Annotated in this window: 21 protein-coding genes, 1 tRNA gene and 1 pseudogene; 11 read left to right on the forward strand and 12 right to left on the reverse strand. The window is 49.6% G+C overall.

Annotated features, from left to right (window positions below; genetic code table 11):
* Positions 1 to 6 precede the first annotated feature (6 nt).
* The gene (gene efp / locus C2M24_RS04325) at positions 7 to 573 is read right to left on the reverse strand and encodes an elongation factor P (protein ID WP_105213424.1); all 567 of its coding nucleotides are present in this window, start codon (positions 571 to 573) and stop codon (positions 7 to 9) included.
* Between the two features lie 40 nt (positions 574 to 613).
* On the opposite strand from efp, the gene epmB reads away from it, so the two are divergent.
* Both epmB and C2M24_RS04335 read left to right on the forward strand, forming a co-directional pair.
* On the forward strand, positions 614 to 1,630 hold the full coding sequence (gene epmB / locus C2M24_RS04330) for an EF-P beta-lysylation protein EpmB (protein ID WP_105213425.1): 1,017 nt from the start codon (positions 614 to 616) through the stop codon (positions 1,628 to 1,630).
* Between the two features lie 204 nt (positions 1,631 to 1,834).
* Entirely contained in the window at positions 1,835 to 2,128 is a 294-nt protein-coding gene (locus tag C2M24_RS04335; RefSeq protein WP_105213426.1) for a prephenate dehydrogenase, read from the forward strand.
* 109 nt (positions 2,129 to 2,237) lie between these two features.
* Here C2M24_RS04335 and C2M24_RS04340 read toward each other — a convergent pair whose 3' ends face one another.
* The 4 genes from C2M24_RS04340 to C2M24_RS04355 all read right to left on the reverse strand — a co-directional run bounded on the left by C2M24_RS04340 (position 2,238) and on the right by C2M24_RS04355 (position 6,097).
* Positions 2,238 to 2,750 (reverse strand): DUF3016 domain-containing protein, encoded by a 513-nt coding sequence (locus C2M24_RS04340; RefSeq protein ID WP_105199390.1) that lies wholly within the window; start codon positions 2,748 to 2,750, stop codon positions 2,238 to 2,240.
* 751 nt (positions 2,751 to 3,501) lie between these two features.
* Positions 3,502 to 5,145: a chaperonin GroEL gene (gene groL / locus C2M24_RS04345; protein ID WP_105213427.1), complete on the reverse strand. Its 1,644-nt coding sequence runs from the start codon at positions 5,143 to 5,145 to the stop codon at positions 3,502 to 3,504.
* 59 nt (positions 5,146 to 5,204) lie between these two features.
* A complete protein-coding gene (locus tag C2M24_RS04350) occupies positions 5,205 to 5,492 on the reverse strand; it encodes a co-chaperone GroES (RefSeq protein WP_105213428.1) in 288 nt (95 codons plus the stop codon).
* A 110-nt stretch (positions 5,493 to 5,602) separates the two neighbouring features.
* Positions 5,603 to 6,097 carry an FxsA family protein gene (locus tag C2M24_RS04355; RefSeq protein WP_105213429.1) on the reverse strand — a complete coding sequence of 165 codons (495 nt, stop codon included), beginning with the start codon at positions 6,095 to 6,097 and terminating at the stop codon, positions 5,603 to 5,605.
* 139 nt (positions 6,098 to 6,236) lie between these two features.
* Here C2M24_RS04355 and cutA point away from each other — a divergent pair, with 139 nt between their 5' ends.
* From cutA to C2M24_RS04385, 6 genes and pseudogenes are all read left to right on the forward strand, one after another.
* Entirely contained in the window at positions 6,237 to 6,557 is a 321-nt protein-coding gene (gene cutA, locus C2M24_RS04360; protein ID WP_105199386.1) for a divalent-cation tolerance protein CutA, read from the forward strand.
* Positions 6,558 to 6,568: 11 nt separating this feature from the next.
* Positions 6,569 to 8,385: pseudogene (locus tag C2M24_RS04365) on the forward strand (protein-disulfide reductase DsbD).
* 237 nt (positions 8,386 to 8,622) lie between these two features.
* Positions 8,623 to 9,075: a type II 3-dehydroquinate dehydratase gene (aroQ, locus tag C2M24_RS04370; protein WP_105213430.1), complete on the forward strand. Its 453-nt coding sequence runs from the start codon at positions 8,623 to 8,625 to the stop codon at positions 9,073 to 9,075.
* Between the two features lie 26 nt (positions 9,076 to 9,101).
* The gene (accB, locus tag C2M24_RS04375) at positions 9,102 to 9,557 is read left to right on the forward strand and encodes an acetyl-CoA carboxylase biotin carboxyl carrier protein (RefSeq protein ID WP_105213431.1); all 456 of its coding nucleotides are present in this window, start codon (positions 9,102 to 9,104) and stop codon (positions 9,555 to 9,557) included.
* Positions 9,558 to 9,584: 27 nt separating this feature from the next.
* Positions 9,585 to 10,925: an acetyl-CoA carboxylase biotin carboxylase subunit gene (gene accC / locus C2M24_RS04380; RefSeq protein WP_105199383.1), complete on the forward strand. Its 1,341-nt coding sequence runs from the start codon at positions 9,585 to 9,587 to the stop codon at positions 10,923 to 10,925.
* Positions 10,926 to 11,311: 386 nt separating this feature from the next.
* A tRNA-Ile gene (locus C2M24_RS04385) sits at positions 11,312 to 11,388 on the forward strand.
* Between the two features lie 123 nt (positions 11,389 to 11,511).
* Here C2M24_RS04385 and C2M24_RS04390 read toward each other — a convergent pair.
* Positions 11,512 to 11,976, reverse strand: a complete 465-nt coding sequence (locus tag C2M24_RS04390; protein WP_105213432.1) for a thioredoxin — start codon at positions 11,974 to 11,976, stop codon at positions 11,512 to 11,514.
* A gap of 156 nt (positions 11,977 to 12,132) precedes the next feature.
* Between C2M24_RS04390 and C2M24_RS04395 the strand changes: the two genes are divergently transcribed.
* The 3 genes from C2M24_RS04395 to yjjG all read left to right on the forward strand — a co-directional run bounded on the left by C2M24_RS04395 (position 12,133) and on the right by yjjG (position 14,321).
* Positions 12,133 to 12,987, forward strand: a complete 855-nt coding sequence (locus tag C2M24_RS04395; RefSeq protein WP_105213433.1) for an HDOD domain-containing protein — start codon at positions 12,133 to 12,135, stop codon at positions 12,985 to 12,987.
* Positions 12,988 to 13,085: 98 nt separating this feature from the next.
* Positions 13,086 to 13,640 carry an inosine/xanthosine triphosphatase gene (yjjX, locus tag C2M24_RS04400; protein WP_105199380.1) on the forward strand — a complete coding sequence of 185 codons (555 nt, stop codon included), beginning with the start codon at positions 13,086 to 13,088 and terminating at the stop codon, positions 13,638 to 13,640.
* Between the two features lie 3 nt (positions 13,641 to 13,643).
* Positions 13,644 to 14,321: a pyrimidine 5'-nucleotidase gene (gene yjjG / locus C2M24_RS04405; protein ID WP_105199379.1), complete on the forward strand. Its 678-nt coding sequence runs from the start codon at positions 13,644 to 13,646 to the stop codon at positions 14,319 to 14,321.
* A gap of 64 nt (positions 14,322 to 14,385) precedes the next feature.
* Here yjjG and nagP read toward each other — a convergent pair whose 3' ends face one another.
* The 6 genes from nagP to secA form a co-directional block, all read right to left on the reverse strand.
* A complete protein-coding gene (gene nagP, locus C2M24_RS04410) occupies positions 14,386 to 15,693 on the reverse strand; it encodes an N-acetylglucosamine MFS transporter NagP (RefSeq protein WP_105213434.1) in 1,308 nt (435 codons plus the stop codon).
* A 163-nt stretch (positions 15,694 to 15,856) separates the two neighbouring features.
* Complete coding sequence (locus tag C2M24_RS04415; protein WP_199775686.1) at positions 15,857 to 18,496, reverse strand: family 20 glycosylhydrolase; 2,640 nt, start codon at positions 18,494 to 18,496, stop codon at positions 15,857 to 15,859.
* Positions 18,497 to 18,646: 150 nt separating this feature from the next.
* The gene (ggt, locus tag C2M24_RS04420; RefSeq protein WP_105213435.1) at positions 18,647 to 20,359 is read right to left on the reverse strand and encodes a gamma-glutamyltransferase; all 1,713 of its coding nucleotides are present in this window, start codon (positions 20,357 to 20,359) and stop codon (positions 18,647 to 18,649) included.
* A 183-nt stretch (positions 20,360 to 20,542) separates the two neighbouring features.
* Positions 20,543 to 22,630, reverse strand: coding sequence for a M13 family metallopeptidase (locus tag C2M24_RS04425; RefSeq protein WP_105213436.1), 2,088 nt, complete (start codon positions 22,628 to 22,630; stop codon positions 20,543 to 20,545).
* 94 nt (positions 22,631 to 22,724) lie between these two features.
* Positions 22,725 to 23,114 (reverse strand): 8-oxo-dGTP diphosphatase MutT, encoded by a 390-nt coding sequence (gene mutT / locus C2M24_RS04430; protein ID WP_105213437.1) that lies wholly within the window; start codon positions 23,112 to 23,114, stop codon positions 22,725 to 22,727.
* Between the two features lie 56 nt (positions 23,115 to 23,170).
* Positions 23,171 to 25,873: a preprotein translocase subunit SecA gene (gene secA, locus C2M24_RS04435; RefSeq protein ID WP_105213438.1), complete on the reverse strand. Its 2,703-nt coding sequence runs from the start codon at positions 25,871 to 25,873 to the stop codon at positions 23,171 to 23,173.
* Positions 25,874 to 25,881: the final 8 nt, after the last annotated feature.

The following is a 25,881-nucleotide window of genomic DNA, read 5'->3' on the forward strand; positions in this document are numbered from 1 at the left end:
AAGCGTTTATTTTACACGGCTTACGTATTCGCCAGAGCGCGTATCAACCTTGATCACTTCACCGATTTGGATGAACAAAGGAACGCGAACTACCGCACCCGTGTTAAGGGTTGCAGGCTTGCCACCGGTACCGGCTGTGTCACCTTTTAGGCCCGGATCCGTTTCAGTTACTTCCAGCTCAACAAAGTTAGGTGGAGTCACAGCAATCGGGTTACCGTTCCATAGGGTGATGGTGCATGAGTCGTTTTCAACTAACCATTTCACGTTGTCGCCAACCGCTTTTTCGTCTGCGGCGATCTGCTCAAAGGTTTCGTTGTTCATGAAGTGCCAGAATTCACCGTCGGTGTACAGATATGCCAGATCGGTATCCATTACATCGGCCCCTTCAACCGTCTCACCTGATTTAAAGGTTTTTTCTAAAACCTTACCAGAGATCAGCTTACGTACCTTTACACGGTTAAACGCTTGACCTTTACCAGGCTTAACAACCTCATTTTCAAGGATGCTGCAAGGCTCGCCGTCCATCATAAATTTAAGGCCACCCTTGAACTCGTTGGTGCTATAATTCGCCATCTTGTCCTCTAATACAATTTCTCGAGTAATTAACCTGTCAATGATACAAAGAATCGAAGTAAATTTGCATAAAAACTGGCAAAAAGAATTGGCCGAGGTGGTTACTCGCCCAGAAGAGCTACTCTCATTACTCGAATTACCCGAAGCGGACTTTCTTCCCGACAACGAGGCAAGAAGCCTGTTTAACCTGCGCGTGCCACGCCCCTTTATTGCCAAAATGCAAAAGGGCGATCCCCGTGACCCATTGTTATTACAGGTTTTACCGCGCCGACAAGAGTTTCAACAGGCCCCCGGCTACAGCACAGATCCACTTGAAGAGCAGGACAATACACAACCCGGTTTACTGCATAAATATCGCTCCCGGGTACTCTTGGTATTTAAATCTGCCTGCGCCATTAATTGCCGCTATTGTTTTCGTCGCCATTTTCCCTACGCAGATAATCAGCTTAATCGCTCCGCTTTGGAGGAAAAGCTAGCGTATATCGCCGCTCATGATGAAGTGAATGAAGTCATCCTAAGCGGCGGCGACCCATTAATGGCCAAGGACGAGCATATCGCCTGGTTTGTCGCGCAATTAGAGGCCTTGCCCAATATTAGGCGCCTGCGCATTCACTCCCGTTTACCGGTGACCATTCCCGCCCGTATCACCGAGGAGTTGTGCGAGACATTCGCCAACACCCGCTTGCAGGTAGTCTTTGTGCACCATATTAATCACGGCAATGAAATAGACGAGCATTTTGCTAAGGCCTGCACTCAGCTTAAAGCCGCTGGCGTGACCCAGTTAAATCAGGCTGTGCTGCTAAAAGAAGTGAATGACAAGATCGAGGCGCAGGTTACGCTCAGCGAACGTTTATTCGAGGCCGGTATTCTTCCTTATTACCTGCATCAGCTCGACAAGGTGCAAGGCGCCGCCCATTTTGAAGTTAGCGATGCCGAAGCTAAGGCGCTGATGGCGCAAATGCTCAGCGCCCTACCCGGCTTTTTAGTGCCCAAGCTGGTAAGAGAAATAGGTGGCGAGCACAGCAAGACACCGATAGATCTTCATCTAGAGCCCTAAGCTATTGTAGGTCGGTGCTATGCGCCGACATTTCAAGCAATGGTGCAAAGGCCATAGCAGGAAATGCGCTCGCCGATATATTCATAGCCCTTACCTGACTTTTAAACCGAATCCACGTACCATATCAGCCAAATGTGTTAGCTCTTTAGCTAATGCGTTTAGATTAAACGTAAAGTAAACCGCAAAGAGAAACAGATCCGGAATATGAACTCGATTATTGAAAAGCTAAACGAAAACCTTAAACTCGCCTACCGACAGGCGCTCGACGCGGATCAAAAATTAGATCAATTGCAAAAAGACGGCCATGGTAAATTCCAGGCTTTGTTTAATGAAGACGCGGGCTTCTCCTTCTCCGCCAAACGGTTCAAGCCGTATGTTCTTGATGTAGCTGCCGATATTGAAGCGCTAAGCGAGGCACAAGAGCTGGACGAAGCCCTGTTGAAAAAAGCCGTGCTTAAGCTGCAAAACCTGCTTGCTCTGCTATCGACCTTTAAATAGTTCGGCCTTTGCCGCCAGGGATGGCGGTAGTAGAGCATGCAGGAGCCTATTGCCGACAAGGTAAGCGTACTATGCCTTTTGTCGGGGTGAACCCCGACCTACAACCTAACTAGCGATAAACCTTTTTCGGCTCTATGCCTAGCTCAGGGTACAGGGTATCCGTAAACCAGGAGCTGAGCAGGCGGAAATCATAGTAAAACTCGTCATCGCCACGTATCGAGCGTATATGATCCATATAGGCCATATCTTTAATGTCTACATCGCCGCTACTTAAAACCTTGCCGTCTTTATCAAGCAGTTGGTAGCTAAATTCTATGCGCGGAAAATAAATAGGCTTCATCACCCGAAACTCGTTCATGCCGTGGCGCACTTCACCAGCCAAATCCAAATCGGTTATTTCGACATTAAACACGCTACCCTCGGGTAAGTTTTGCGCCTCAAAATTAAAGTGCTTGTCAAAATTTTTCATCAAGCGCTCGTGAAAAGGCTTTTTCACATCGTTGCCGGGACGGGCATCCGCGTAGTCATTTAAATCCTGCCACTTAATTTTGGCCTCACCGGCATAGGTCACCGCCGATGCAGCCATGGCCATTAAGGCCACTAATACTGTACGTACTTTCATAATGCTCTCCGTTTAAGTCTGCTATACCTATTCTGTTAAGTATGTGATCAGATATAGCGCTGGATAAATGATGTGATAACAATGCGGAATTTTTCTTATGTAGTTATTCTACATAGAAAAATTTCAACGCAGTTTGCACGATATTTAGCCCGCTAGAATGATTAGCTATTTAAGTGAATTGGTATTTAATATAGACCCGTTCACATGGATTTAGATCACAAATCAATCAACAAGTTCGTTACCAAACGTAATCATCCATTATGGTTTGTACCCTGTCTTTACCCTAATAGTAAAGATCTACCTTCTGAGGAAGGGGGCATTGTCAGCATAACCCTAGGGTTACGCCTTACCTCGCCTTCCTAGGCTGTTATCTGGTCTCATCCATGAGCCCCTCGTTCATTCTTTTTGAGCGACGAAAAAGAATTAACCAAGAAAACGTCGCCCCGACATCACACTCTTTCCTCAAAGTGAAAATTGAAATGTACGCAACCACTATGTACGGCACTTCCCTGTCCCGGACATAGCTTTGCAAACGTCCACGTTTGCTAATTACTCTTCAATTTTTTCTTTTCGGGTGTGATGAAGGGGGGATATGACGTCTGAAACACTGCAAATACCGACTAAGGCCAGCAGTTAATAGGCCAACCTAAATGGATAACAACCTCCTATTGATGTAAGTGGTTGAGGGGCTGAAAATGAAAAAACCCAGCCAAAGCTGGGTTTTTATGAAACTGGATGTTCGGGGGGATGATTACATCATGCCGCCCATGCCACCCATTCCGCCCATGCCGCCCATATCTGGAGCAGTTTCATCTTTAGGAATTTCAGCAACCATGGCTTCTGTGGTGATCATTAGACCGGCAACTGACGCGGCGAACTGTAGTGCAGAACGCGTTACCTTAGTTGGGTCTAGGATACCCATTTCGATCATGTCGTTGTACTCGCCGTTTGCAGCGTTGTAACCATAGTTACCGTCGCCTGCTTTAACTGCGTTAACAACTACCGACGCTTCGTCACCAGCGTTAGAAACGATTTGACGAAGTGGTGCTTCCATGGCACGAAGTGCAACATTGATACCGTGGTTCTGGTCATCGTTGTCCGCTGTCAGTGAAGCAATCTTTGAAGCAACACGTACTAGCGCAACACCACCACCCGGTACTACACCTTCTTCAACCGCAGCGCGAGTTGCGTGTAGTGCATCTTCAACGCGGTCTTTCTTCTCTTTCATTTCAACTTCGGTTGCTGCGCCAACCTTGATAACCGCAACACCGCCGGCAAGTTTAGCCATGCGCTCTTGTAGCTTCTCTTTGTCGTAGTCTGACGTTGCTTCTTCGATTTGCGCCTTGATCTGACCTACGCGGCCGTCGATAGCAACTTGCTCGCCAGCACCATCGATGATGGTTGTGTCGTCTTTAGTGATCACAACGCGCTTAGCAGTACCTAGGTCTTCCAGGGTCGCTTTTTCAAGCTCAAGACCGATTTCTTCAGAAATCACAGTACCGTTAGTCAGGATAGCGATGTCTTGCAGCATGGCTTTACGACGGTCGCCGAAACCAGGTGCTTTAACCGCAGCAACTTTAACGATGCCACGCATGTTGTTCACTACTAGTGTTGCCAGTGCTTCACCTTCAAGGTCTTCGGCAACGATAAGAAGAGGCTTGCTAGTCTTAGCAACCGCTTCAAGAGTTGGAAGTAGCTCACGGATGTTAGAGATTTTCTTATCAACAAGAAGAATATGCGGGTTATCTAGCTCAACCTGGCCTTTCTCTGGGTTGTTGATGAAGTAAGGAGACAGGTAACCACGGTCGAACTGCATGCCTTCTACAACGTCTAGTTCGTTTTGTAGTGACTGGCCTTCTTCAACCGTGATAACGCCTGATTCGCGGCCTACTTTTTCCATTGCTTCAGCAATGATGTCACCGATTTCTGAATCAGAGTTTGCAGAAATAGTACCTACCTGAGCGATTGCTTTAGTGTCTGCACAAGGTACTGAAAGAGCTTTAAGTTCTTCAACGGCTGCGATTACCGCTTTATCGATACCGCGCTTAAGATCCATTGGGTTCATGCCCGCAGCAACGGCTTTAAGGCCTTCGTTGACGATGGCTTGCGCAAGAACGGTTGCAGTAGTGGTACCGTCACCGGCGGCGTCATTGGCTTTAGAAGCAACTTCTTTCACCATTTGTGCGCCCATGTTCTCGAACTTGTCTTCTAATTCGATTTCTTTTGCTACCGATACACCGTCTTTAGTGATAACTGGTGCGCCGAATGACTTGTCTAAAACAACGTTACGGCCTTTAGGACCTAAAGTAACTTTTACCGCATCTGCTAATACGTTTACGCCCTTAAGCATTTTTGCGCGAGCGTCATTTGCAAAACGAACTTCTTTTGCTGCCATTATTCTTTCCTCTAAATTCTGTTTAATCCGGGTATTAATACAACACTAGGGAGGCTAATTTAGCCTACGATACCTAGAATGTTGTCTTCACGCATGATCAGGTATTCCTGGCCTTCGATCTTCTCTGTTTTTTCAACATAAGAGCCGAATAGCACTGTGTCACCCGCTTTTACTTCTAACGCGCGTACTTCGCCGTTATCCAATATACGGCCATTGCCCACTGCAATTACTTCACCACGTGAAGATTTCTCTGCCGCAGAACCGGTAAGCACGATGCCGCCAGCAGACTTGGTTTCTTCTTCTAGACGCTTAACGATCACGCGATCATGTAAAGGACGAATGTTCATTTGTTTAGTTCTCCTAACAGTTTCTGAACAACTACAGAAAATCTTAAAATTTGATTGTGTACTTTTATGGGGGTGAGCAAATTAAAACCCAAGAGTAAAAGTTAAAAATTTTACTCTTTACGTTCAAATTCACCTTCAATTGTGGTGTTTGATTGGCCGCGCTCTGAGTGTACTGAATGCTGCTCTGAGCTGTGATGGCTTGTACGCGCACTATGATAATGTGCGCTGAAGCCACCACCTTGAGTCATATGCACCTGGGCTTGTGAGGCAAAGGCAGCCGACATGCGTTTACGCACCGCCGGAGTTAACAATAAAAAACCGAACACATCGGTCACAATACCCGGTGTTAATAATAAAACTCCGGCGATAATCACGCAGATACCGGTAAACATTTGCTCTGCCGGCATTTGTCCCTGTGCCATTTGTAGCTGAGCATCACGCATAGCACCCATGCCTTGTTGCTTCACTAATTTTGCACCTAGGATGGCGGTCACCACTATCAGGGCTATGGTCGCAAAGCCACCAATAACGTCACTTACCTGGATTAGCAGGGCAATTTCTATGATGGGGATAATGATAAAAAGTAGGAATAATGCTCTAAACATACTGAGTCTCGTTTAATTCAATGAAATAAATGTGCGGCTGACAAGGTCACTTTTCAAGTCTTCTGCCGAGCTTCTATAGGTTTTAACCTTGCTATCGGCTAGTATGGGGTTAGAAAAAGAACGTATAAAAAGGTTCATTATGACTACCCATTATCGGCTGATATTTACTACCTGCGCTAACAAACAAGAGGCGCGGGCCATGGCAGAACAACTGGTGCAGTTAAAGTTGGCGGCGTGTGTGAACATCCTTCCAGAAGTAGAGTCTATCTACATGTGGCAAGATGAGGTGACCAGCGCTACCGAAACCAAACTGCTGATCAAAACAAAATCCGAGAAGATGAACCAAGTGATTCAAACCATTAAAAAATTACACAGCTACGAGGTACCTGAGATTCAGGTAATCGATGTAACAACGGGAAATTTGGCCTACTTCAATTGGATGGACGAGGTACTTAATTAATGCAATTGCTCATGCGTATCTGGCTGATCATATTTACCCTTGCCTTTAGTGCTGGCTCCTGGGCCAATAACTCGGTGCTTGATAGTTTACTCAAGACCCAAGCAACCACCTTTTTACCCGTTGACCAGGCCTTTAAGCTGGACTTTGATCAACAAGGTGAAACCCTGCTTATCAATTGGGATATAGAGCCCGGCTACTACCTCTACAAGCATAAGTTAGAGTTTGTCGGCAAAGGCGCGACCGTGACGCCCCCCGCCCAGTTGCCCGGCGGTGAAATGATTGAAGACGAGTTTTTCGGTCGCACCGAAGTCTATTTTAATGCCGTAAGCTTTAGCTTAAAGGTCAGCGATATTTCCGACGGTGCCTTGGTAAAAATGCGCTATCAAGGCTGTGCGGAAGCCGGGCTTTGCTACCCGCCCGAGGTCATAGAAATTCCACTTTCCCTGGTCGGCGGTGCAGCTCCAGCAACGACCGGGGCTGTAACCGATGCCCTTATGGCGCAAGGCACCCCCGAGACTAAAGCAAAAGATAACGGCAGCAAAAGTAACAACAAAGGTGAGCAATCACTAACCGAGCGTTTGGCCAGTCAAAGCCTGTTTACCAACTTGGTGTTCTTTTTTGTGGTCGGTATTGGCCTGGCCTTTACCCCCTGCGTCTTTCCCATGTTCCCTATTCTGTCCAGTCTTATCGCCGGACAAAAGCACCTCTCGACCCGCAAGGCCTTTAGCCTGTCCTTCGTCTATGTACAGGGTATGGCCATTACTTATGCGCTGCTGGGGTTAGTGGTTGCCTACTTTGGCGGCCATATTCAGGGTTATCTGCAACACCCTTATGTACTGATCAGCTTTAGCCTGCTGTTTGTATTGCTGGCACTGTCTATGTTCGGTTTTTACGAAATTCGCCTGCCACAGGGCATGATGGAGCGTTTAACCAAGGTCAGCAACAAGCAACAGGGCGGTAATTATGCCGGGGTTTTCCTGATGGGCGTGCTGTCGGGTCTTATCGCCTCGCCTTGTACGACCGCACCGCTTTCCGCGGCCTTACTTTATGTGGCGCAAAGTGGCGACTATATGATTGGCGCCCTCACCCTTTATGCCCTCAGCCTGGGCATGGTCTGCCGCTGCTATTACTTGGTACCTCGGGAGGCAAACTTCTGCCTAAGGCCGGTGGCTGGATGGAGCAGGTAAAAACCCTGTTCGGCTTCTTGATGCTATTCGTACCCTTGATTCTACTCGAGCGTATTTTGCCATTCGAGGTGATTTTACTAATGGCCGGGGTGCTAAGCATAGCCACCGCTATTTATCTGCATTACTGGCAAAGCGGCCAAACTCAGGGCCGAGGCAAAACGATTCTTTGGGCCATGGCCATGACCTTGTTTATTAGTGGTTTAATGCTGGTTAAAAACTATGTGTGGCCACCGACTGTGGTTAAGCAGGTTCAAGTACAGCAACAAGCCGCCAGTGGCGAGTTCGTTCATGTTGCCGACCTAACTGAGCTCAATGAGCTGCTGGCCAATACAGAAGGCCTGGTTATGGTCGACCTTTATGCCGATTGGTGTGTGGCCTGTAAGGAGTTTGAGCACTACACCTTCCCCAAGGAGCAGGTGCAACAGCAGTTTAAGCACTTTACCCTAGTGCAAATCGATTTAACCGACACCAATGACAGCTCCATTGAGCTGATGGAAGCATTTACCGTGTTCGGCTTACCCAGCATCTTGTTCTTTAACCAAGATGGTAAAGAACTTCCGGAATTACGGGTCACCGGCTTTATGGGTGCCGACGACTTTGCCGCGCATCTACAAAAAGTACGCGATCAGGCTGGAAGCTAACCAAGCCTAAATAAAGCAAAGTGTCATTTAGGGCACTTTGCTCCTTTCTTTTGCCAACTCTGCAAATTTAACCTCCAAGGTGATTAGACCAGTATTTTGCTGCTATTTTCCTCGAACTCACTATAATAGTTCGCTAAAGTGAGAAAAATTTGCTATTTGCAACTTTTACCCTTAAGTTTACTACTGATATTTGTATAAACGCTTATAACTCACAAGTTAAAGGATTTTAGTCGCATTATGACTGCAAAGTTTAAGATTTTAGTTATCAACGGCCCAAATTTAAATATGCTGGGTCGTCGTGAGCCGGATAAGTACGGTTCCAAGACATTGGTACAAATTACCGATGAACTAAATGATGCAGCCGCGGCACTCAATGTTGAACTAGAGCACTTTCAAAGTAATAGCGAAGCGGCCCTGATTGAGCGTATACATGATGCCTGGCAGCAAGTTGATAGCATTATTATTAACCCTGCCGCATTTACGCACACCAGTGTCGCCCTGCGTGACGCCTTACTAAGCGTTGCCATTCCTTTCTTTGAGGTACACCTGAGCAACATTCATCAACGGGAAGCCTTTCGCCACCACTCTTATTTTTCCGATGTGGCGCAAGGTGTTATCTGTGGTTTTGGTGCAATGGGCTATCACTTCGCGCTGCAAGCAGCGGTTAGCCGGTTGCAAGATTCGAATTAAAAAACTAACTAATAGGCGGGTTTTTCATGGACATTCGCAAAATTAAAAAATTAATCGAGCTTGTTGAAGAAACAGGTATTGCTGAGCTAGAAATCACCGAAGGTGAAGAGTCGGTACGTATTAACCGTCACAGCCCAGCTCCAGTAGCTATGCCACAACATTACACAGCTGCAGCCCCTATGGCCGCTCCTGCTCCAGCAGCAGCTCCTGCCGCTGAAGCACCAGCCGCAGCACCAGCACAACCTGCTGGCCATCAGGTTAAATCACCTATGGTAGGTACTTTCTACTCTGCTTCTTCACCTGAAGCGGCTGCATACGTAGAAGTAGGCACAAAAGTAAACGTAGGCGACACCCTGTGTATCGTTGAAGCGATGAAGATGATGAACCAGATCGAAGCGGACAAAGCCGGTACGGTTAAAGCTATCCTGGTTGAAAATGGCGAGCCAGTTGAGTTCGATCAACCACTTTTCATCATCGAATAATCGCGTCCCCCAAACAAGGCATCAACTATGTTAGATAAAGTTGTTATCGCAAACCGAGGTGAAATTGCACTTCGAGTATTGCGCGCCTGTAAAGAGCTAGGTATTAAAACGGTAGCGGTTCACTCAACCGCGGACCGCGACTTAAAACACGTGCTCCTTGCAGATGAGACTATTTGTATCGGTAAGCCGGCCGCCAGCGAAAGCTACCTGGACATTCCTCGTATTATCGCCGCCGCCGAAGTAACCGACGCGGTAGCCATTCACCCTGGCTACGGTTTCCTTTCTGAAAACGCGGATTTTGCCGACCAAGTCGAGCAAAGTGGCTTTATCTTTATCGGTCCAAAGGGCGACACCATTCGCCTTATGGGTGATAAGGTATCGGCTATCGAAGCCATGCGTAAAGCCGGCGTACCTTGCGTACCGGGTTCAGACGGCCCGCTAACGGAAGATAACGAGCGCAATATGCAAATCGCTAAGCGCATCGGTTATCCGGTGATCATCAAGGCCGCAGGTGGCGGTGGTGGTCGTGGTATGCGTGTGGTTCGCAGCGAGAAAGAGCTTGTAAACTCGATCGCCCTGACTCAGCAAGAAGCCAAGCAGTTCTTTGGTAATGGCATGGTTTACATGGAAAAATTCCTTGAAAACCCACGTCATATCGAAGTTCAGGTACTGGCCGATGGTCAAGGCAATGCTATCCACCTAGGTGAGCGTGACTGTTCAATGCAGCGTCGTCACCAAAAGGTTGTGGAAGAAGCGCCAGCACCGGGTATTACCGCGGAAATGCGTAAGTACATCGGCGACCGCTGTACCCGTGCCTGTATCGAAATCGGCTACCGTGGTGCCGGTACATTCGAATTCCTATATGAAAACGGCGAGTTCTATTTCATCGAAATGAACACCCGTATTCAGGTAGAGCACCCTGTAACTGAGATGGTAACCGGTATTGACTTGATCAAAGAGCAGCTAAAAATTGCTGCCGGTCAGCCACTGTCTATCACTCAGGACGATGTTGTGATCCGTGGTCACGCCATCGAGTGCCGTATCAATGCGGAAGACCCGAAAACCTTTATTCCTTCACCGGGTAAAATCACCCGCTTCCACCCTGCCGGTGGTCTAGGAATTCGTTGGGACAGCCACATTTATGCGGATTACACGGTACCGCCGCATTACGATTCGATGATTGGTAAGCTGATCTGTTACGGTGAAAACCGTGATATAGCCATTGCTCGTGCGCGCAACGCGCTCAATGAGCTGGTGATCGACGGCATCAAGACCAACACCGAACTGCACAAGATTATTTTAGCGGACGAGAACTTCCAAAATGGTGGCACCAACATCCACTATCTAGAGAAGAAACTAGGTCTGTAAATTAAATTGTTAAGCAAAGCCAAAGCCGACATGATGTCGGCTTTTTTTGTATTGAGCCTTTGAAAACAATGGTGAGTGGCTGATAGGCCAATAAGTAAGCAGTTGATTTCTACAAACTTAAATAATCCCCTTCCAGCTAGTGACAAGGCCTGGAAAAGTTTTTATACTGCTCGGCGCTTACTTGAGGATATCTCCTATCCTGTAAAAACAAGGTAAGCATCAAGAATACAAAATGGCCCTATAGCTTAGGTGATAAACGTAAGCCAAAGGCTTTGAGAAGTGACTAAACATCACTTCGAAAGAGAAGAACGCGAGGTCGTGGATGACCGAGCTGAGTGCAGATCATCATGGACGTGTATACTCCGACTGCACCAACAACATAAAATGGCCCTATAGCTCAGTTGGTTAGAGCGCACGACTCATAATCGTTAGGTCCCTGGTTCGAGTCCAGGTGGGGCCACCATTTTTCCTACTTCCCTTGTAAATCATTCCCTGAAATAATCGAACTTTTGTGTCTTTGGCATACAAAAAGCTTAGTTAGCTTTTGTTCCAACTAAGCCTTATAGCTTAAAACCACTTCGATAAACTAATTAAAATCAGTGAGCGCTTCGGCCAGTGAGCCCTCAGGTTTTTCCACCACTCGCACTAGTTCTGTGTCGCCATCGAGGACGATAAAGGTGGGGGTGTATTTAAGCGCAAATTGCTCGGCCAAGCCCCTGTCATCTTTTTTACTGTAATCCACGGCCACCAGCTCAAGTTGGGCGAGTTCAACCTTGCTCAGTGCCAGTAGCTTTAATAAACGCGGTACTTCACGCTCGCTGTCGTGGCACCAGGTGCCGAATAGCACCAACAGAGACTTACCCGTTAGCTTGTGCATCTGCGCCAGCTCGTCATCGCTTGGAGCAAAATCATCGTAGGCGGTGGCAAAGGTTGTATATTCACTCAATAAGCTGGCGCTATCAATCACGCCGATATAGGGCTTATCGTCGGCGCAGGCCGCTGTCGTCGACAAGGCCATAATTAAGAAACAAAGTTTTAAAAAAGTTCGCATAGTTATTAATTCTTAGAGTAAATACCTACGCCATTATGACCTTGTTACCAAGCCTTGTCTTGCCTTATCGAAAGCTGACTCACGAAGCGCTGGCGCCAGTTCCGCTAGCGACAAAGGGGAAATCGACTAAACTTAACATGGTGGTGCGGGGGTTCTATGCTGGGCATAAATGACGATGTTTTTTCACAATTAGAGACGGGCTATAAGCTACCCGTAAGGCCTGCGGCGCTGAATGAATTGCAGGCAGAGCTAAACCGGAGCGATCCCAGCCTGAATAAGGTCAGTGAATTGATCACCGCCGATGTCGCCCTGGCAGCCTTGGTGTTACGCCTTATAAACTTGCCCGAACTCATGTCCGAGCTGGAAATCACGGATGTAAAACAGGCGGTTAAATTACTGGGACTCAATACCATTAGTCACCTCACCTCCGGCTATTTGGTTAAGCAGGTTTTTCCTCAGCCTAGTTGCTGTATCTCCTTAGACAGGTTTTGGGATAGTGCCACCGAGATATCGCGGCTGTGCTTGTATCTGGCTCAAGGACAAAAGCACGGTATCGCTCTCGACAATATACAAACCCTGGGCCTGTTTCATGATATCGGCATTCCGGTTATGGCCATGAATTTTCCAGACTATGTGCAGGTTCTTAGCGCCGCCGATGATAACTGTCAGGCCTCGCTTACCGCACTGGAAGACCAACGTTATCCCTGTAACCACGCCATGCTGGGCTTTTATATGGCGAATTCCTGGCATTTGCCCAGCTCCCTGTGCAGCATAGTATTGCACCATCATGATCTACACTTTCTGGATGAGCCGCATAGCGAAGAAGAAAAGCTGTACTACGCTATTTTGAAGGTCGCCGAGAATATCGCTCATGTGCATAAACGGCATCGTGATATCAATCATTGGCGCCAGCTTGAGGCAAAAGTATTTTCAACCTTAGACTGGCAGCAAAGCGACTACAAACATTGCCTGGAGAATGGCCAGAACCTGCTGCTCCTTGGTGCCCATTAAAGAGTCCTTCGACCTTAACCTCAGACTTCCCCTTGGGCCTGTGTGCCCGTCCCTGCGGCCATGATACAATGGCCAAAAGCACCTAAAAGGACAAGGAAATGGCCATAAGTTCCGCAGCAAAACAACTTAAGTTGATCGTCGGCTCCAAAAACCCGGTTAAAGTAAATGCCGCAAAAGCCACGCTTGCCACCTACTTTCCCGATTACCATATCGACTGCCTAGGTGTCGACGCCCCTTCCGGGGTGGCCGATCAGCCCCTTGGTGAACCAGATACCCTACAAGGTGCCGAAAACCGCGTGCGTTATTGCCAGGAGCATTATCAGGGAGATTTCTATATGGCCATGGAAGGAGGCGCGGCCCGCTTCGACTATGGTGCCGCCACCTTCGCCTATGTGGTGATCGCCGATAATCATCAATTGAGCGTTGGCCGTAGCTGCAACCTCCCTTTACCTGAATCGCTGTTCGAAAAGTTACAACAGGGCCAGGAACTTGGCGATGTGATGGATGCAGCCTTTAATACCACCAATATCAAGCAGCAGGGCGGCGCCATTGGCCTGCTTACCCGCGGCCATGCCACCCGCCAAAGCACCTATCAACAGGCGCTTACCCTGGCCATGGCGCCCTTTAATCACCCCGAACTATTTTCGAGTTAAGTCATGCGTTATCCCTGGATATTATTTGATGCCGATGAAACCCTGTTTCATTTCGATGCCTTTGCCGGCTTACAGGCCATGTTCGCCAAACTCAATGTTGCCTTTAGCGAGCAGGACTACCGCACCTTTGAGCAGATCAATAAGCCGCTGTGGGTGCAATATCAGAATAACGAGATCAGTGCCAAACAATTGCAGGAGAGACGCTTTATGTCCTGGGCCGAGCGCTTGGATATCTCGCCCCAGCAATTAAACTTGTGGTTTATGGAGGCCATGGCGCAAATATGCCAGCCACTGCCAGGCGCTATCGAGCTGTTAAACGCCCTGCAGGGCAAGGCTCGACTGGGGATCATTACCAATGGCTTTACCGAGCTGCAAAGCGCCCGCCTGGAGCAAACGGGTTTAAAGGGCACCTTTGAGTGGTTGGTGATCTCCGAGCAGGTGGGCTATGCCAAGCCGCATATGGCGGTGTTTGAGCACGCCTTTGAGTTGATGGGTAATCCGCCGAAAAACGAGATCCTTATGGTCGGCGATACCCTGGAGTCGGATATTCAGGGTGGTATCAATGCCGGTATCGACACCTGTTGGCTCAATCGCTTGGAAAAATTAGCGCCCGCGCATTTAACCCCGACCTATGAGGTTAAGTCCTTGTGCCAACTGCGCACCCTGCTATTAGACTCTTAGCCATAAAAAATGCCAGCATACGCTGGCATTAACACGGGATGGTTGCCACTAATCTAGATTCCGATCACTTCCAGGAAGTCATCTTATGGCCTTTGATAGCATAGAAAAGAATGAACAGATAACAAGGTAACATGACTAAATAAGCGCTCTGCTGTCCCTGAGCACCGCCATCGCTACCGCTTGCCAAGCCCCAGAATAACGGGCCGAATGCACCACCGGCTATACCCATAATTAAAAGCCCTGACCCCACACTGGTCAGCTTACCCAATCCAGAGAGCGCCAATGGCCACACCGCTGGCCACACAATGGCATTGGCAAAACCAAGCACGGCGATCAGCAATAGAGGATCAGGCAGTGCCACACCGCCAAAAGGCACCAACAGAGCGTTGGCAATCATAGTCGATTGCGCATCGCCAAGGACAATGGCCAAGGTAAGCACACAGCCCAAGATCGCCGAGATAGTCAGCGCCATTTGTTGTGACAGCACTCGTGGGATCAAGAGGATACCCAGAGCATAACCCAGCACCATACAGACCATGGTATAGGAGGTCATCACACTGTATTTTTCAACGCCCAACGCCAGGGCAAAGGTGCCTATGGTGTCGCCGGCAATGACCTCAACGGCCACATACACGAACAAAGCAAGTACACCTAAGGCCAGATTAGGACGCGCCAAGGCGGCTTTCACCATGCCCTTTTCATGGGCTTGGGTGTCGTCATCGATTAGCTCAGGCAGGGGGGAGAATTTAACGGCCAGCGCCAACACACCGATAAACAGTGCCATACCGATGTAAGGGAAGATCAGGCTGTTGGCCATTTGGTCAATTTCTTCCTGGCCTAGATCTTTACCCACTAAGCCGGTAAAGTTACTTAAAATCAATGCCGTAAAGACCATGGGTGCAAGCACACCAGCACTTTTATTTAAGATACCCATAACACTGACCCGTGCTGCCGCCGACTCTTCCGGGCCGATACGCACCACATAAGGGTTAACCGCGGTTTGCAGCAAGGTTTGCCCTATGCCCATCACCAGTTGCGCAAACAAAAACAGGGCAAACACCTGGGTTTTGGCCGCCGGCACATATAAAAAGCCGGCCAGCATCATCACCGCCATACCCAATGCCATGCCATTCTTATAGCCAATCTTCTTGATGATGATCGCCGAAGGCACCGCGGTAAAGGTCACGGCGATATAGAAGGAGAATAAAATAAGTGAGGCCTGCAAAGGCGTTAAATCCAGGATTTGCTTTAGATAAGGCATCAATGAACCATTGAGCCAGGTCGCAAACCCGAGGATAAAGAACAGGGTGGCAACAATAGCCATAGGCACAAAGTTGCTTTGTTTTTTGGTTGTAGACACTGTTGCTTCCATAACACTTTCTCGTTGTCGAATTGTTTACCTTTAAGGCGCTTGCATTGCTTGAGCAAACGGCCATTAAAAGCGCCATTTATTATTATTTTTTAGTCGTAAAAATGAGCAGTTCAGAATACCAATTAATTGATTCTTTTGGCAGCGCTGACATGCTCCCTTGTCTTTACTGTACGAACACCGACGTGGTGCGACTCACCTGATCTTGTACTCGAGTACGAAACAAGACCTCACCACCCTCAGTCAGCGTAAGCGGCTGCTGATAAAGCTGCCAGCTAACGCCCTTATCCAGACTGTATTCTATCGCCAAGCCGGCAAAAGCACTGTTGGCCACCACGCGACCCTCACTCAACTTAGCACCGGGCACCGGCAAATGCAGCGCTATGCCGTCGCGGTCCAGCTTGGCCAACTCTTTGTGCGCCAAGGTAGCAGCAAACTCCTGCCAATCTTGCTCACGTGCGCCCGCATCCACTTGCTCTCCTTCCCAAGGGGCCTTGCTCCAGGCTCGCTCGGCCACGGCCAGCATACGAGGGAACACCATGGCCAGCAGCTGCGCCTCGGTGCGTATGGTTTCTGACCACACCTGACCCTGCATGCCGAGAATATTCTCCGGCTTTTGCAAAGCAGGCATGGGCCTTCCCACCAAGGCTTCAAGGTTGTCTATAGCGGCGCCGGTGCGGGTAAAGTCGGCATTGGCGTAAACGTTATCCGGCATATAGGCAAAGACCTTTTTGGTATCGGTATAGCGAGTCGCCCAGTAATAGCCGCGCTCCTCGGGATGCGGCTCATAGGGATGATCAAAATACAAATGCGTACCATGGGAGAGCACCACCTGATAGCCGTCATTGGCCAGGCGATAGGCCCTGTCGGCCACGCCCCACTCCCAAATATTATCCCAGGCATTGGTAAAGAAGGTTTTGTTCGCGTATTCATCGCGATTAAAAGAGTTCACCTTGTCGTACATAATGCCGTCTTCCCAGATCCCGGGGGCAATGCCGCGTTTGTGCAATAAGTCGGCCACGCGCTTGGTAAAGTAGGGCTTTAAATCAGCAACCCCAGCCACGCCATTATTAGGCTCGGCAAAAAGCGCCTGACAGGCGGGAGAGCCCACCCAGGAGCCCGCGCCGACCTCATCGCCACCGATATGCAAATAGTTCAGCTTGGTGCCAGCCTCGCGGTACATCTGCTGTAATTCATAGGTGACCTTGTCGATAAAGGCATAGGTGGAGTCCATGCACACATTCATCGAGTTATCCGTGTAATTCTGCACCGTAATATAGCTGGAGCTGTCCTTGGGATCGGTCAGCAGGTATTGGGTTGCCTTAGATAAATCAGCGCCTGAAAACTCCTCGTCCCTGTTTTTTGGGGTGAGCAGCGAGTTACTGGCCACGGCTTCTGCCTGCGCTTTCAGTTTACGGTAACGCGCCTCCATGGCCTTAATGGAAGCCCGCGCATGGCCTGGGCCCTCAATTTCCGGAATGATGTCGATATGGCGAGCCTTGGCAAAGCGCAATAACTCTATAAAGTCGGCGCGACTCAAATAGCCGTTACCCGAGCCGGATTTAAAGGGCCCGGTACCCAGCTGCGTCAACAAGCAGCGGTCTTCAGCCAGATCAAAACAGCGGTAGGCGCCGACCTCGGTCAGCTCTTCCAGCCCGGGGATCTGCAGACGCCAGCCCTCATCTTCCGAGAAATGCCAGTGCAAGCGATTCATCTTGTATCGCGCCATTTGCTCGACCAGCTTAAACATGGCCTCTTTACCATGGAAGTTACGACCATTGTCATAATGCATGCCTCGCCATGGATAGCGTGGCGCATCGCTTATCTCCACATTGGCCAGGGTTGGACTGCCCGTTGCCGGCAATAAGGCCAACAGGCTTTGCATGCCATAAAAGGCGCCGGCATTGTCGGCTCCGATAATGCGAATATGCTCGCCATCTATCTCCAGCCGATAGCCTTCTTTGTTACCGATTTTGCTATCAACACCTATGCTGATCACCTTGTTGTTGGGTGCGTCTATATGATCGGCCTGCGCCGCAAGGGTTAGTTGGTACTTCTTCTCTAAATCACTCTGAAACAAGGCCACTTCCGCCTGCAGTTGCCCGGCATAACGAATTTGCCAGGCATCGGAAAGGGTGGTTTTGCCGCGATTAACCTCAAGTTCCTGGGGCTTAGGAACTATGCGCGTTTGCACCTGCTCGTCTTTCACGCTCAAGGGGCTGCTATTAAGCTCATAGCGCAGCTCGGCGGTCATTAAGGGGGTGAGATCTTGAGGCTGATTATAGCGACGCAGCTGCTGCTCCTGGGTAAAAGGAGCAACAAAATCGCCAAAGTCTTCGCTGTTGGTATTGGCAAAAATGGCTGGCTCGGTATTGTGACCCACCATAAAGGCCCGTGGCATAAAGTCGCTGTAGGCAACTACCCAGACCGCCGCCTCAAAAGGAATTTCTAATTGTTCACCGGCCGCCAGGCCGTTGAAGCTGGCCGTCGGACTCAGGCGATGCAAATCGCCATTCACATGCTCAATACGCAGGCCCTGACTGACTCCCTCTTTTATCTTGCGCACACTGTGCAGGTAAATATGCCAGGGCTGCTCGCCGGCAGGCAGGCTGACTCCAGAGCGGTTAGTGAGCCTAATGCTGCCAAGAAAGCTCTTATCCTCATTATGGAAGTTGCTGTTTACCGCAAACATGAACTCGGTGTTTGTGGCAAACGCGTTTATTTGCTCCTGGCTTAGCTTTTCCTGGGCATGGGCCTGTGCAGCCAAGGACATCATTAACGCCGCAATAAGGCTCGCTTTGAACATGCTTACTCCTGGTCCTAGACCTTAGATTCTGATTGTTGCGTGTTAGCATCATATAAAATATAAAATGACAGCGCTATCATTTGTGTTAAATAATCGTCAATTTATGTATAAAAGGCGGCCGTAGCCGCCCTAAAAACCTAGCTGGCTTCTCTAATATCCGGCGGCTTGGCCATCCTTTCTGGATTCGGAAGCGCCATAATAAACGCCGCTTTGCGGGTCTTTGAGAATCGCCTGATAGCCACCATAGGGGCCCACGGCTTCTTGCAGGGTATGGCCTTTTTTCATTAATTCACGGCGCGTTTCCATGCTAAAACCGGACTCCAAGGACACCACACCACCATCGGTCATGATCTCATCGGTGGGCTGGGTTGAGCCAGAGTGCAGAATACGCGGCGCATCCCCCGCCTCTTGCAGGTTCATGCCAAAATCAATCATGTTGATCAGGATCTGCGCATGCATTTGCGGCTGCGTCGCGCCGCCCATCACCCCATAACTCATATAAGGTTTGCCGTTTTTGGTGACAAACGCCGGGATAATGGTGTGAAAGGGCCGCTTACCGGGCTCATACTGATTGAAGTGCCCCTCTTTAAGGGAGAACAACTCACCACGGTTTTGCAGCACAAAGCCAAGCTTTTCCGGTGTCATACCCGAGCCCATGCCACGGTAATTGCTTTGGATCAGCGACACCATGTTGCCGTACTTATCCGCCGTGGTCAGGTAGATGGTATCCCCTTCAACCGGGCCGGCATGGTCGCGCTTGGCCGCCTTATTGGGGTCGATGAGTTTGCGACGCTCGGCGGCATATTCCTTGGAAATCAAACGCTGCACCGGAATATCGTTAAAGGCGGGATCGGCGTAGTACTTGGCCCTATCGGCAAAGGCGAGCTTTTTGGCCTCGACAAAGGTGTGAATATACTCGGGGCTGTCAAAGCCCATGGCGACAAGATCATAGTCTTCGAGGATATTCAGGATCTGCTGGGCGGCGATACCCTGGCCATTGGGCGGTAACTCCCACAGGGTGTGTCCGCGATAGGTGGTGGCCACCGGCTCAACCCATTCGCTGGTGTGGGCCGCCAGGTCTTGATAGCGGATATAGCCGCCATTTTCCTGCATATAACGGTCGATTTCCTTGGCGATATCGCCCTTGTAAAAGGCATCGCGACCATCTTCTGCCAGTTGCTTGTAAGTGTTGGCCAGCGCCGGGTTTTTAAATATCTCCCCCTTTTGCGGCATCGCGCCGTCGGCCATCATAAAGACCTCTTTAAAACCCGGGTATTCGCCCCGAGCACCGACACTGCGCTGCATGTAATAGGCGATCACCTCGCTGACGGGAAAGCCCTTTTCGGCATACTCGATGCTGGGTTTTAAAATTTGCGCCATGGGCAATGAGCCAAACTTTTCGTGTAACTCAAACCAACCATCAACGGCACCGGGCACGGACACAGGCAGTGGTCCATAGGCGGGGATCTTCCCCTGGTCCTTGGTGATTTTCTTAAGCTCTTCAAAGCTCAAACCAAGCGGTGAGCGACCCGAGGCATTCAAGCCATGCAGCTTGCCGTCCTCGGCGGAATAAACAATGGCAAAGAGATCACCGCCGATACCACAGCCGGTAGGCTCAACCAAACCCAGCATGGCATTGGCGGCTATGGCCGCGTCAATGGCATTGCCGCCCTGGCGCAAGATATTCAGCGCAACCTGGGTGGCTAAAGGCTGAGAGGTGGCGGCCATGGCCTCGCTGGCGATGACTTCGGAGCGGGTGGCAAATTCCTTGCCGGTAATGCGGTCGTGGGCAAGCGTGGCTGAAGGTGCCAGTAGACTTAGCGAAATCCCTGCTAGAAAAAACCCTCGTTTTATTCGCTTCATAATTCTCTACTCTTTGCTTTTATTTATTAGATAACAAAGTTAGTAGATAAATAACGACCAAGGCAATGGGTTTGCGTTAACGGGGGAAACAAGTGCGATAAAAAACAAAGGCGCCGCCCCATTACCCTTGCCCTTATTTGGCGAGGATAACAAGACTGGCGCCTTGGCAGTAATTAGCCGAACTTACCAGATCTTAACGCGATCTTCCGGCTTAATGTACATTTCGTCGGTCTCTTTCACGTCGAATGCCTTATAGAACTCAGGCATATTTGGTAGCACACCGATAACACGGTAGTGACTTGGTGAGTGCGAGTCCGTCATCAGGCGGTTGCGCAGCTCTTCATCACGGTACTTACGACGCCAGATCTGCGCCCACCCCATAAAGAAGCGTTGATCGCCGGTGTAACCATCCAGAACCGGGGCTTCTTCGCCACCCAGTGATAACTGGTAGGCTTTATAGGCTACGGTTAGGCCGCCTAGGTCACCGATGTTCTCGCCCAGCGTCAGCTGGCCGTTCACATTAGCGTCTTCAAACGGGGCATATTCGTTGTACTGCGATACCAGTTGCTGACCACGCTCCTGGAACTGCGCCAAATCTTGCTCGCTCCACCAGTTACGCAGGTTACCGTCACCATCGTATTTTGAACCCTGATCGTCGAAGCCATGACCTAGCTCGTGGCCAATTACCGCACCGATGGCGCCGTAGTTCACCGCGTCGTCCGCTTCCAGGTTAAAGAATGGCGGTTGCAGGATGGCCGCAGGGAACACGATTTCGTTGTTCACCGGGTTGTAGTAAGCATTCACCGTTTGTGGTGTCATAAACCACTCGCTGCGATCCACCGGCTTGCCCAGCTTGTTACGCATATCATCGTATGCCCACTCACTGTGACGAATAAAGTTACCCGCCAGGTCGTCCGCTTTGACCTCTAGCGCCGAGTAGTCTTTCCACTTGTCTGGGTAACCAATCTTAGGCGTGAACTTGTTCAGCTTCTCTTTGGCTGCCACTTTGGTTTCGGCACTCATCCACTCAAGACCGTCGATGGCTTGGTCGAAACCCTTGATCAGGTTGGCAACCAACTCTTCCATGCGTGCTTTTGCTTCAGGTGGGAAGTTATCTTTAACGTACACCTTACCAAGCAGCTCACCCAGTACCGAGTTGGCTGAGTCTACCGCTTTTTTCCAACGCGGTTGCTGCTCTTCAACGCCACGTAAGGTGGTGCTGTAGAAAGCAAATTTACGGTCAACAAATTCCTTGCTTAGCTCATCGGCGTAGTTGCTAACAAAATGGAATGTTAGGTAATTCTGCCAAGTAGCCAGGTCGGTTTGCTCATAGATACCACCTAGCTTTTCAAAATAAGAAGGCTGACGTACAACTAAATCTTCGGTGTTGATTTTTGATTGCTTTAAGAACTGGGCAAAGTCGAATGCACCGGTTAGCTCATTGGCTTCGGCAACCGTCATCTTGTTGTATGACTTGGTGGCATCGCGGCTTTCTACTCGGCTCCACTGCGCCGTAGCCAGCTCGGTTTCAAGAGCAAGAATACCCTTTGCCGCTTGGTCTGCGTTTTCAACGCCGGCCTTGGTTAGCATGTCCGTGATATAAGCCAGGTATTGCGTGCGGATGGTAGAGAACTTCTCGTCATCTTTAAGGTAGTAATCACGATCCGGTAAACCTAAGCCCGACTGAGACACATAAAGGGCATACTGGCTTGAGTTCTTGGCATCGTTATTGACATACCAAGCAAACGGCGTGGTGCCCCCTTGAATGCGCAGATCCGCCATCAGCGATACTAGCGCTGATTTATCGGCAACCGTGGCAATCTTATCCAGGTAAGGCTTAAGCGGAGCGATGCCTTTTTCTTCCAGGGCATCGGTATTCATATAGCTGCTGTAGAAGGCGCCCAGCTTTTGCTCATCGCTGCCCGGTGCCGCCTTGGTGTTTTTAGCCGCCGCTTCGATCACTTCTTTCAGTGCCGCTTGTGACTGATCGTATAGGGCGGTGAAAGAGCCATAGTTAGACTTGTCGCCCGGAATTTCGGTGCGCTCTAGCCATTTACCATTGATGTGGTAGTAAAAATCATCTTGTGCACGCACCGCGGTATCGATGTTTTCTAGCTCAATACCCGAGCTAAGTTGTTGCACTTGTTTTGTTTGTTCTGCAGCAACGCTTTGCGCCTGAGTTTCGGTCTTCGCACTTTGTGCTTGCTCACTACAACCGGTAAGTCCTAGTGCCAGCGCCGTTGCGGCCGCTGCTAAGGTTACTTTAAACATATTGTTATCCCATTTTTAATTATGAAAGAGGTGATCCCCAACTAGCCCATATTAAACCTATGGGCGCAGAGCGAGAAACCCAGTTTGTAACAATTTATGAACATAGTTTTTCTAGGATGGCCTGATTTGCTTTGGGGAAGGCATAACGGTGTAAATCGTTGAGTGCCACCCACTCCCCTTGCTGGCCTTCCGCGCCATGAGGCTCACCACTAAAGTCGCTGACCTTATGGATATCCAGGCGCACCTGCTTATCGCCATAGTCATGCTCAATCAGCATAAAGGAGTCGCTGCTGTGCACCTCAATGGCGACTTCTTCCAACAGCTCTCTGGTCAAGGCCGCCGTGGTGGTTTCACCGGCTTCGATTTTACCGCCAGGAAACTCCCACAAGCCGCCTTGGTGTTTGTCGTCCGGGCGCTTACATATGTAGGTTTGCGCGCCGCGAAGAATAATGCCTACGGCAACATTAACCACTTTCTGACTCATTAACTGCTCCATAAAAAAAGCGGCATAGGCCGCTTTTTATTTAACTAAGAGAATGCTTAGCTGAGTTTGCCACAGCATTGCTTGTATTTCATACCCGAGCCACATGGACAAGGCGAATTACGACCCACCTTAGGCTCGACGCGCGCCGATACCGGCGCAGGTGCTTCACCACCAACCTGCTCGGCTTCAGCGTGTTGATACTGACGCGGCGCTTCTTCAGACTTGCGATGTTGTTCTTCAACTCGTTCAACATCTTCCTCGGCACGTACCTGAACCTTGCTTAGGATGTTTACTACATCTGTTTTCAGGTTCTCTAGCATGGCTGAGAATAGCTCGAATGATTCACGCTTATATTCTTGCTTCGGATTCTTCTGCGCATAACCACGTAGGTGGATACCCTGACGCAGGTGATCCATGGCAGCCAGGTGATCTTTCCAATGCTGATCCAGGCTTTGCAGCATAACCGCTTTTTCGAACTGGCGAAGTACTTGTGGACCCACCATTTCTTCTTTTGCTTTATATGCGTTAGTTGCTTCTTCGACGATGCGCTCACGCAGTTTTTCTTCAAACAACTTGTTGTCTTCGGCAAGCCATTGCTGGATAGGCAAATCAAGCAGATAGTCTGCTTTCAAGCGATCTTCCAAAGCAGGCACGTCCCACATTTCCGCCAGCGATTGCGGTGGAATATACTGGTCGATTACGCCGTTGATCACGTCGTTACGGATAGCATCTATGGTTTCTGAGATATCACCCTCTTCCAGCAGCTCGTTACGCTGAGCGTATACCACGCGGCGCTGGTCGTTGGCCACATCATCGTATTCAAGCAACTGCTTACGAATATCGAAGTTACGGGCTTCCACCTTACGCTGGGCGTTTTCAATGGCACGGTTAACCCAAGGGTGCTCGATGGCTTCGCCACGTTGCATGCCTAGTTTACGCATCATGTTAGTCATGCGCTCACCGGCGAAGATACGCATGAGGGCATCTTCCATCGACAGATAGAAGCGGCTTGAACCGGCATCACCCTGACGACCCGAACGACCACGTAGCTGGTTATCGATACGACGAGACTCGTGACGCTCGGTACCGATAATGTGCAGACCACCGGCAGCGATGACATCGTCATGACGCTTTTTCCATTGCTCTTTAATTTTTGCGATTTGCTCTTCACTTGGATTATCAAGCTTTTCGGCTTCGCTCTGCCAGTTACCGCCTAGCATGATATCGGTACCACGACCGGCCATGTTGGTGGCGATAGTCACTTTACCCGGTAGACCCGCATCGGCAACGATGTCGGCTTCCTGAGCGTGGAACTTGGCATTCAATACGTTGTGCTGAATTTTCTCTTTACGCAGGAACTGCGACAGGTATTCCGAGCTTTCGATTGAAATAGTACCCACTAGCACCGGCTGACCGCGCTCTTGGCAGTCTTTAATGTCGGCCAAGATCGCTTCGTATTTTTCTTCCTGAGTCAGATAAACCAGGTCGGCACGATCATCACGGATCATCGGCTTGTTGGTAGGAATAACAACCGTGTCTAGGCCGTAGATAGACTGGAATTCGAACGCTTCGGTGTCCGCCGTACCCGTCATACCGGCTAGCTTGTCGTAAATACGGAAGTAGTTCTGGAAGGTGATTGACGCCAGAGTTTGGTTTTCGTTCTGGATCTTCACGCCTTCTTTGGCTTCTACCGCCTGGTGCAGGCCTTCAGACCAACGACGGCCTTCCATGGTACGACCCGTGTGTTCATCAACAATAATGATTTCATTGTCTTTAACCACGTAATCGACGTCTTTTTGATACAGCATGTGGGCGCGCAGTGCCGCGTAAACATGACTTAGCAGGGTAATGTTACCCGCCGAGTACAGTGAGTCGCCCTCTTCAATCAAGCCGCGCTCGGTAAGAAGCTCTTCAACCTTGATCTGACCGCGCTCGGTCAGGTGAACCTGCTTGCCTTTTTCGTCTATGGTGTAATCACCATCGCCTTCAACGCCTTCCTCATCTTCTTTTTCCTGCTGTACCAGCTCAGGAACTATCTTGTTGATTTGCGTGTAAAGCTCAGATGAATCTTCCGCAGGGCCGGAAATAATCAGCGGCGTACGGGCTTCATCGATAAGGATTGAGTCAACCTCATCCACCACCGCGAAGTTAAGCGGACGCTGCACGCGCTCATCAATACTGAACGCCATGTTGTCGCGCAGGTAGTCGAAGCCAAATTCGTTGTTGGTACCATAGGTAATGTCGGCGCTATAGGCGTCTTTTTTCTGCATTGGCATCATGCCAGGCACATTACAGCCCACGGTTAAGCCCAGGAATTCAAACAGCGGACGGTTGGTTTCGGCGTCACGCTTGGCCAGGTAGTCGTTCACGGTAATTACGTGTACGCCCTTACCCGACAGACCATTAAGGTAGGCTGGTAGGGTTGCGGTCAGGGTTTTACCTTCACCGGTACGCATCTCAGCGATACGGCCTTGGTGCAACACCATGCCGCCTATCATCTGCACATCGAAGTGGCGCATGCCATACACACGCTTTGATGCTTCGCGTACCACCGCGAAGGCTTCTGGTAAGAGGTCATCTAAACTTGTGCCGTTGTCATAACGCTCACGAAATTCAGCGGTTTTTGCTTTTAGTTCTTCATCGCTGAGTGATTCTAGTTGGCCTTCTAAGGCATTGATTAGCGCGACCGTTTTACGTAAGTTTTTAATTGTGCGGTCATTGCGACTACCAAAGATTTTGGTAAATATTTTCGTGATCATGATTTAAC

The organism is Pseudoalteromonas sp. T1lg22 (genome assembly GCF_002964645.1).
Lineage (GTDB): Bacteria > Pseudomonadota > Gammaproteobacteria > Enterobacterales > Alteromonadaceae > Pseudoalteromonas.

Bases quoted from the DNA above. Each gene is read 5' to 3' on its own strand.
- mutT (WP_105213437.1), bottom strand. From the start codon at position 23,114: ATGAGTCAGAAAGTGGTTAATGTTGCCGTAGGCATTATTCTTCGCGGC.
- groL (WP_105213427.1), bottom strand. From the start codon at position 5,145: ATGGCAGCAAAAGAAGTTCGTTTTGCAAATGACGCTCGCGCAAAAATG.
- C2M24_RS04395 (WP_105213433.1), top strand. From the start codon at position 12,133: ATGCTGGGCATAAATGACGATGTTTTTTCACAATTAGAGACGGGCTAT.
- nagP (WP_105213434.1), bottom strand. From the start codon at position 15,693: ATGGAAGCAACAGTGTCTACAACCAAAAAACAAAGCAACTTTGTGCCT.
- efp (WP_105213424.1), bottom strand. From the start codon at position 573: ATGGCGAATTATAGCACCAACGAGTTCAAGGGTGGCCTTAAATTTATG.
- yjjG (WP_105199379.1), top strand. From the start codon at position 13,644: ATGCGTTATCCCTGGATATTATTTGATGCCGATGAAACCCTGTTTCAT.
- yjjX (WP_105199380.1), top strand. From the start codon at position 13,086: ATGGCCATAAGTTCCGCAGCAAAACAACTTAAGTTGATCGTCGGCTCC.
- C2M24_RS04350 (WP_105213428.1), bottom strand. From the start codon at position 5,492: ATGAACATTCGTCCTTTACATGATCGCGTGATCGTTAAGCGTCTAGAA.
- epmB (WP_105213425.1), top strand. From the start codon at position 614: ATGATACAAAGAATCGAAGTAAATTTGCATAAAAACTGGCAAAAAGAA.
- secA (WP_105213438.1), bottom strand. From the start codon at position 25,873: ATGATCACGAAAATATTTACCAAAATCTTTGGTAGTCGCAATGACCGC.
- accC (WP_105199383.1), top strand. From the start codon at position 9,585: ATGTTAGATAAAGTTGTTATCGCAAACCGAGGTGAAATTGCACTTCGA.
- cutA (WP_105199386.1), top strand. From the start codon at position 6,237: ATGACTACCCATTATCGGCTGATATTTACTACCTGCGCTAACAAACAA.
- C2M24_RS04425 (WP_105213436.1), bottom strand. From the start codon at position 22,630: ATGTTTAAAGTAACCTTAGCAGCGGCCGCAACGGCGCTGGCACTAGGA.
- accB (WP_105213431.1), top strand. From the start codon at position 9,102: ATGGACATTCGCAAAATTAAAAAATTAATCGAGCTTGTTGAAGAAACA.
- aroQ (WP_105213430.1), top strand. From the start codon at position 8,623: ATGACTGCAAAGTTTAAGATTTTAGTTATCAACGGCCCAAATTTAAAT.
- C2M24_RS04390 (WP_105213432.1), bottom strand. From the start codon at position 11,976: ATGCGAACTTTTTTAAAACTTTGTTTCTTAATTATGGCCTTGTCGACG.
- C2M24_RS04335 (WP_105213426.1), top strand. From the start codon at position 1,835: ATGAACTCGATTATTGAAAAGCTAAACGAAAACCTTAAACTCGCCTAC.
- C2M24_RS04355 (WP_105213429.1), bottom strand. From the start codon at position 6,097: ATGTTTAGAGCATTATTCCTACTTTTTATCATTATCCCCATCATAGAA.
- ggt (WP_105213435.1), bottom strand. From the start codon at position 20,359: ATGAAGCGAATAAAACGAGGGTTTTTTCTAGCAGGGATTTCGCTAAGT.
- C2M24_RS04415 (WP_199775686.1), bottom strand. From the start codon at position 18,496: ATGTTCAAAGCGAGCCTTATTGCGGCGTTAATGATGTCCTTGGCTGCA.
- C2M24_RS04340 (WP_105199390.1), bottom strand. From the start codon at position 2,750: ATGAAAGTACGTACAGTATTAGTGGCCTTAATGGCCATGGCTGCATCG.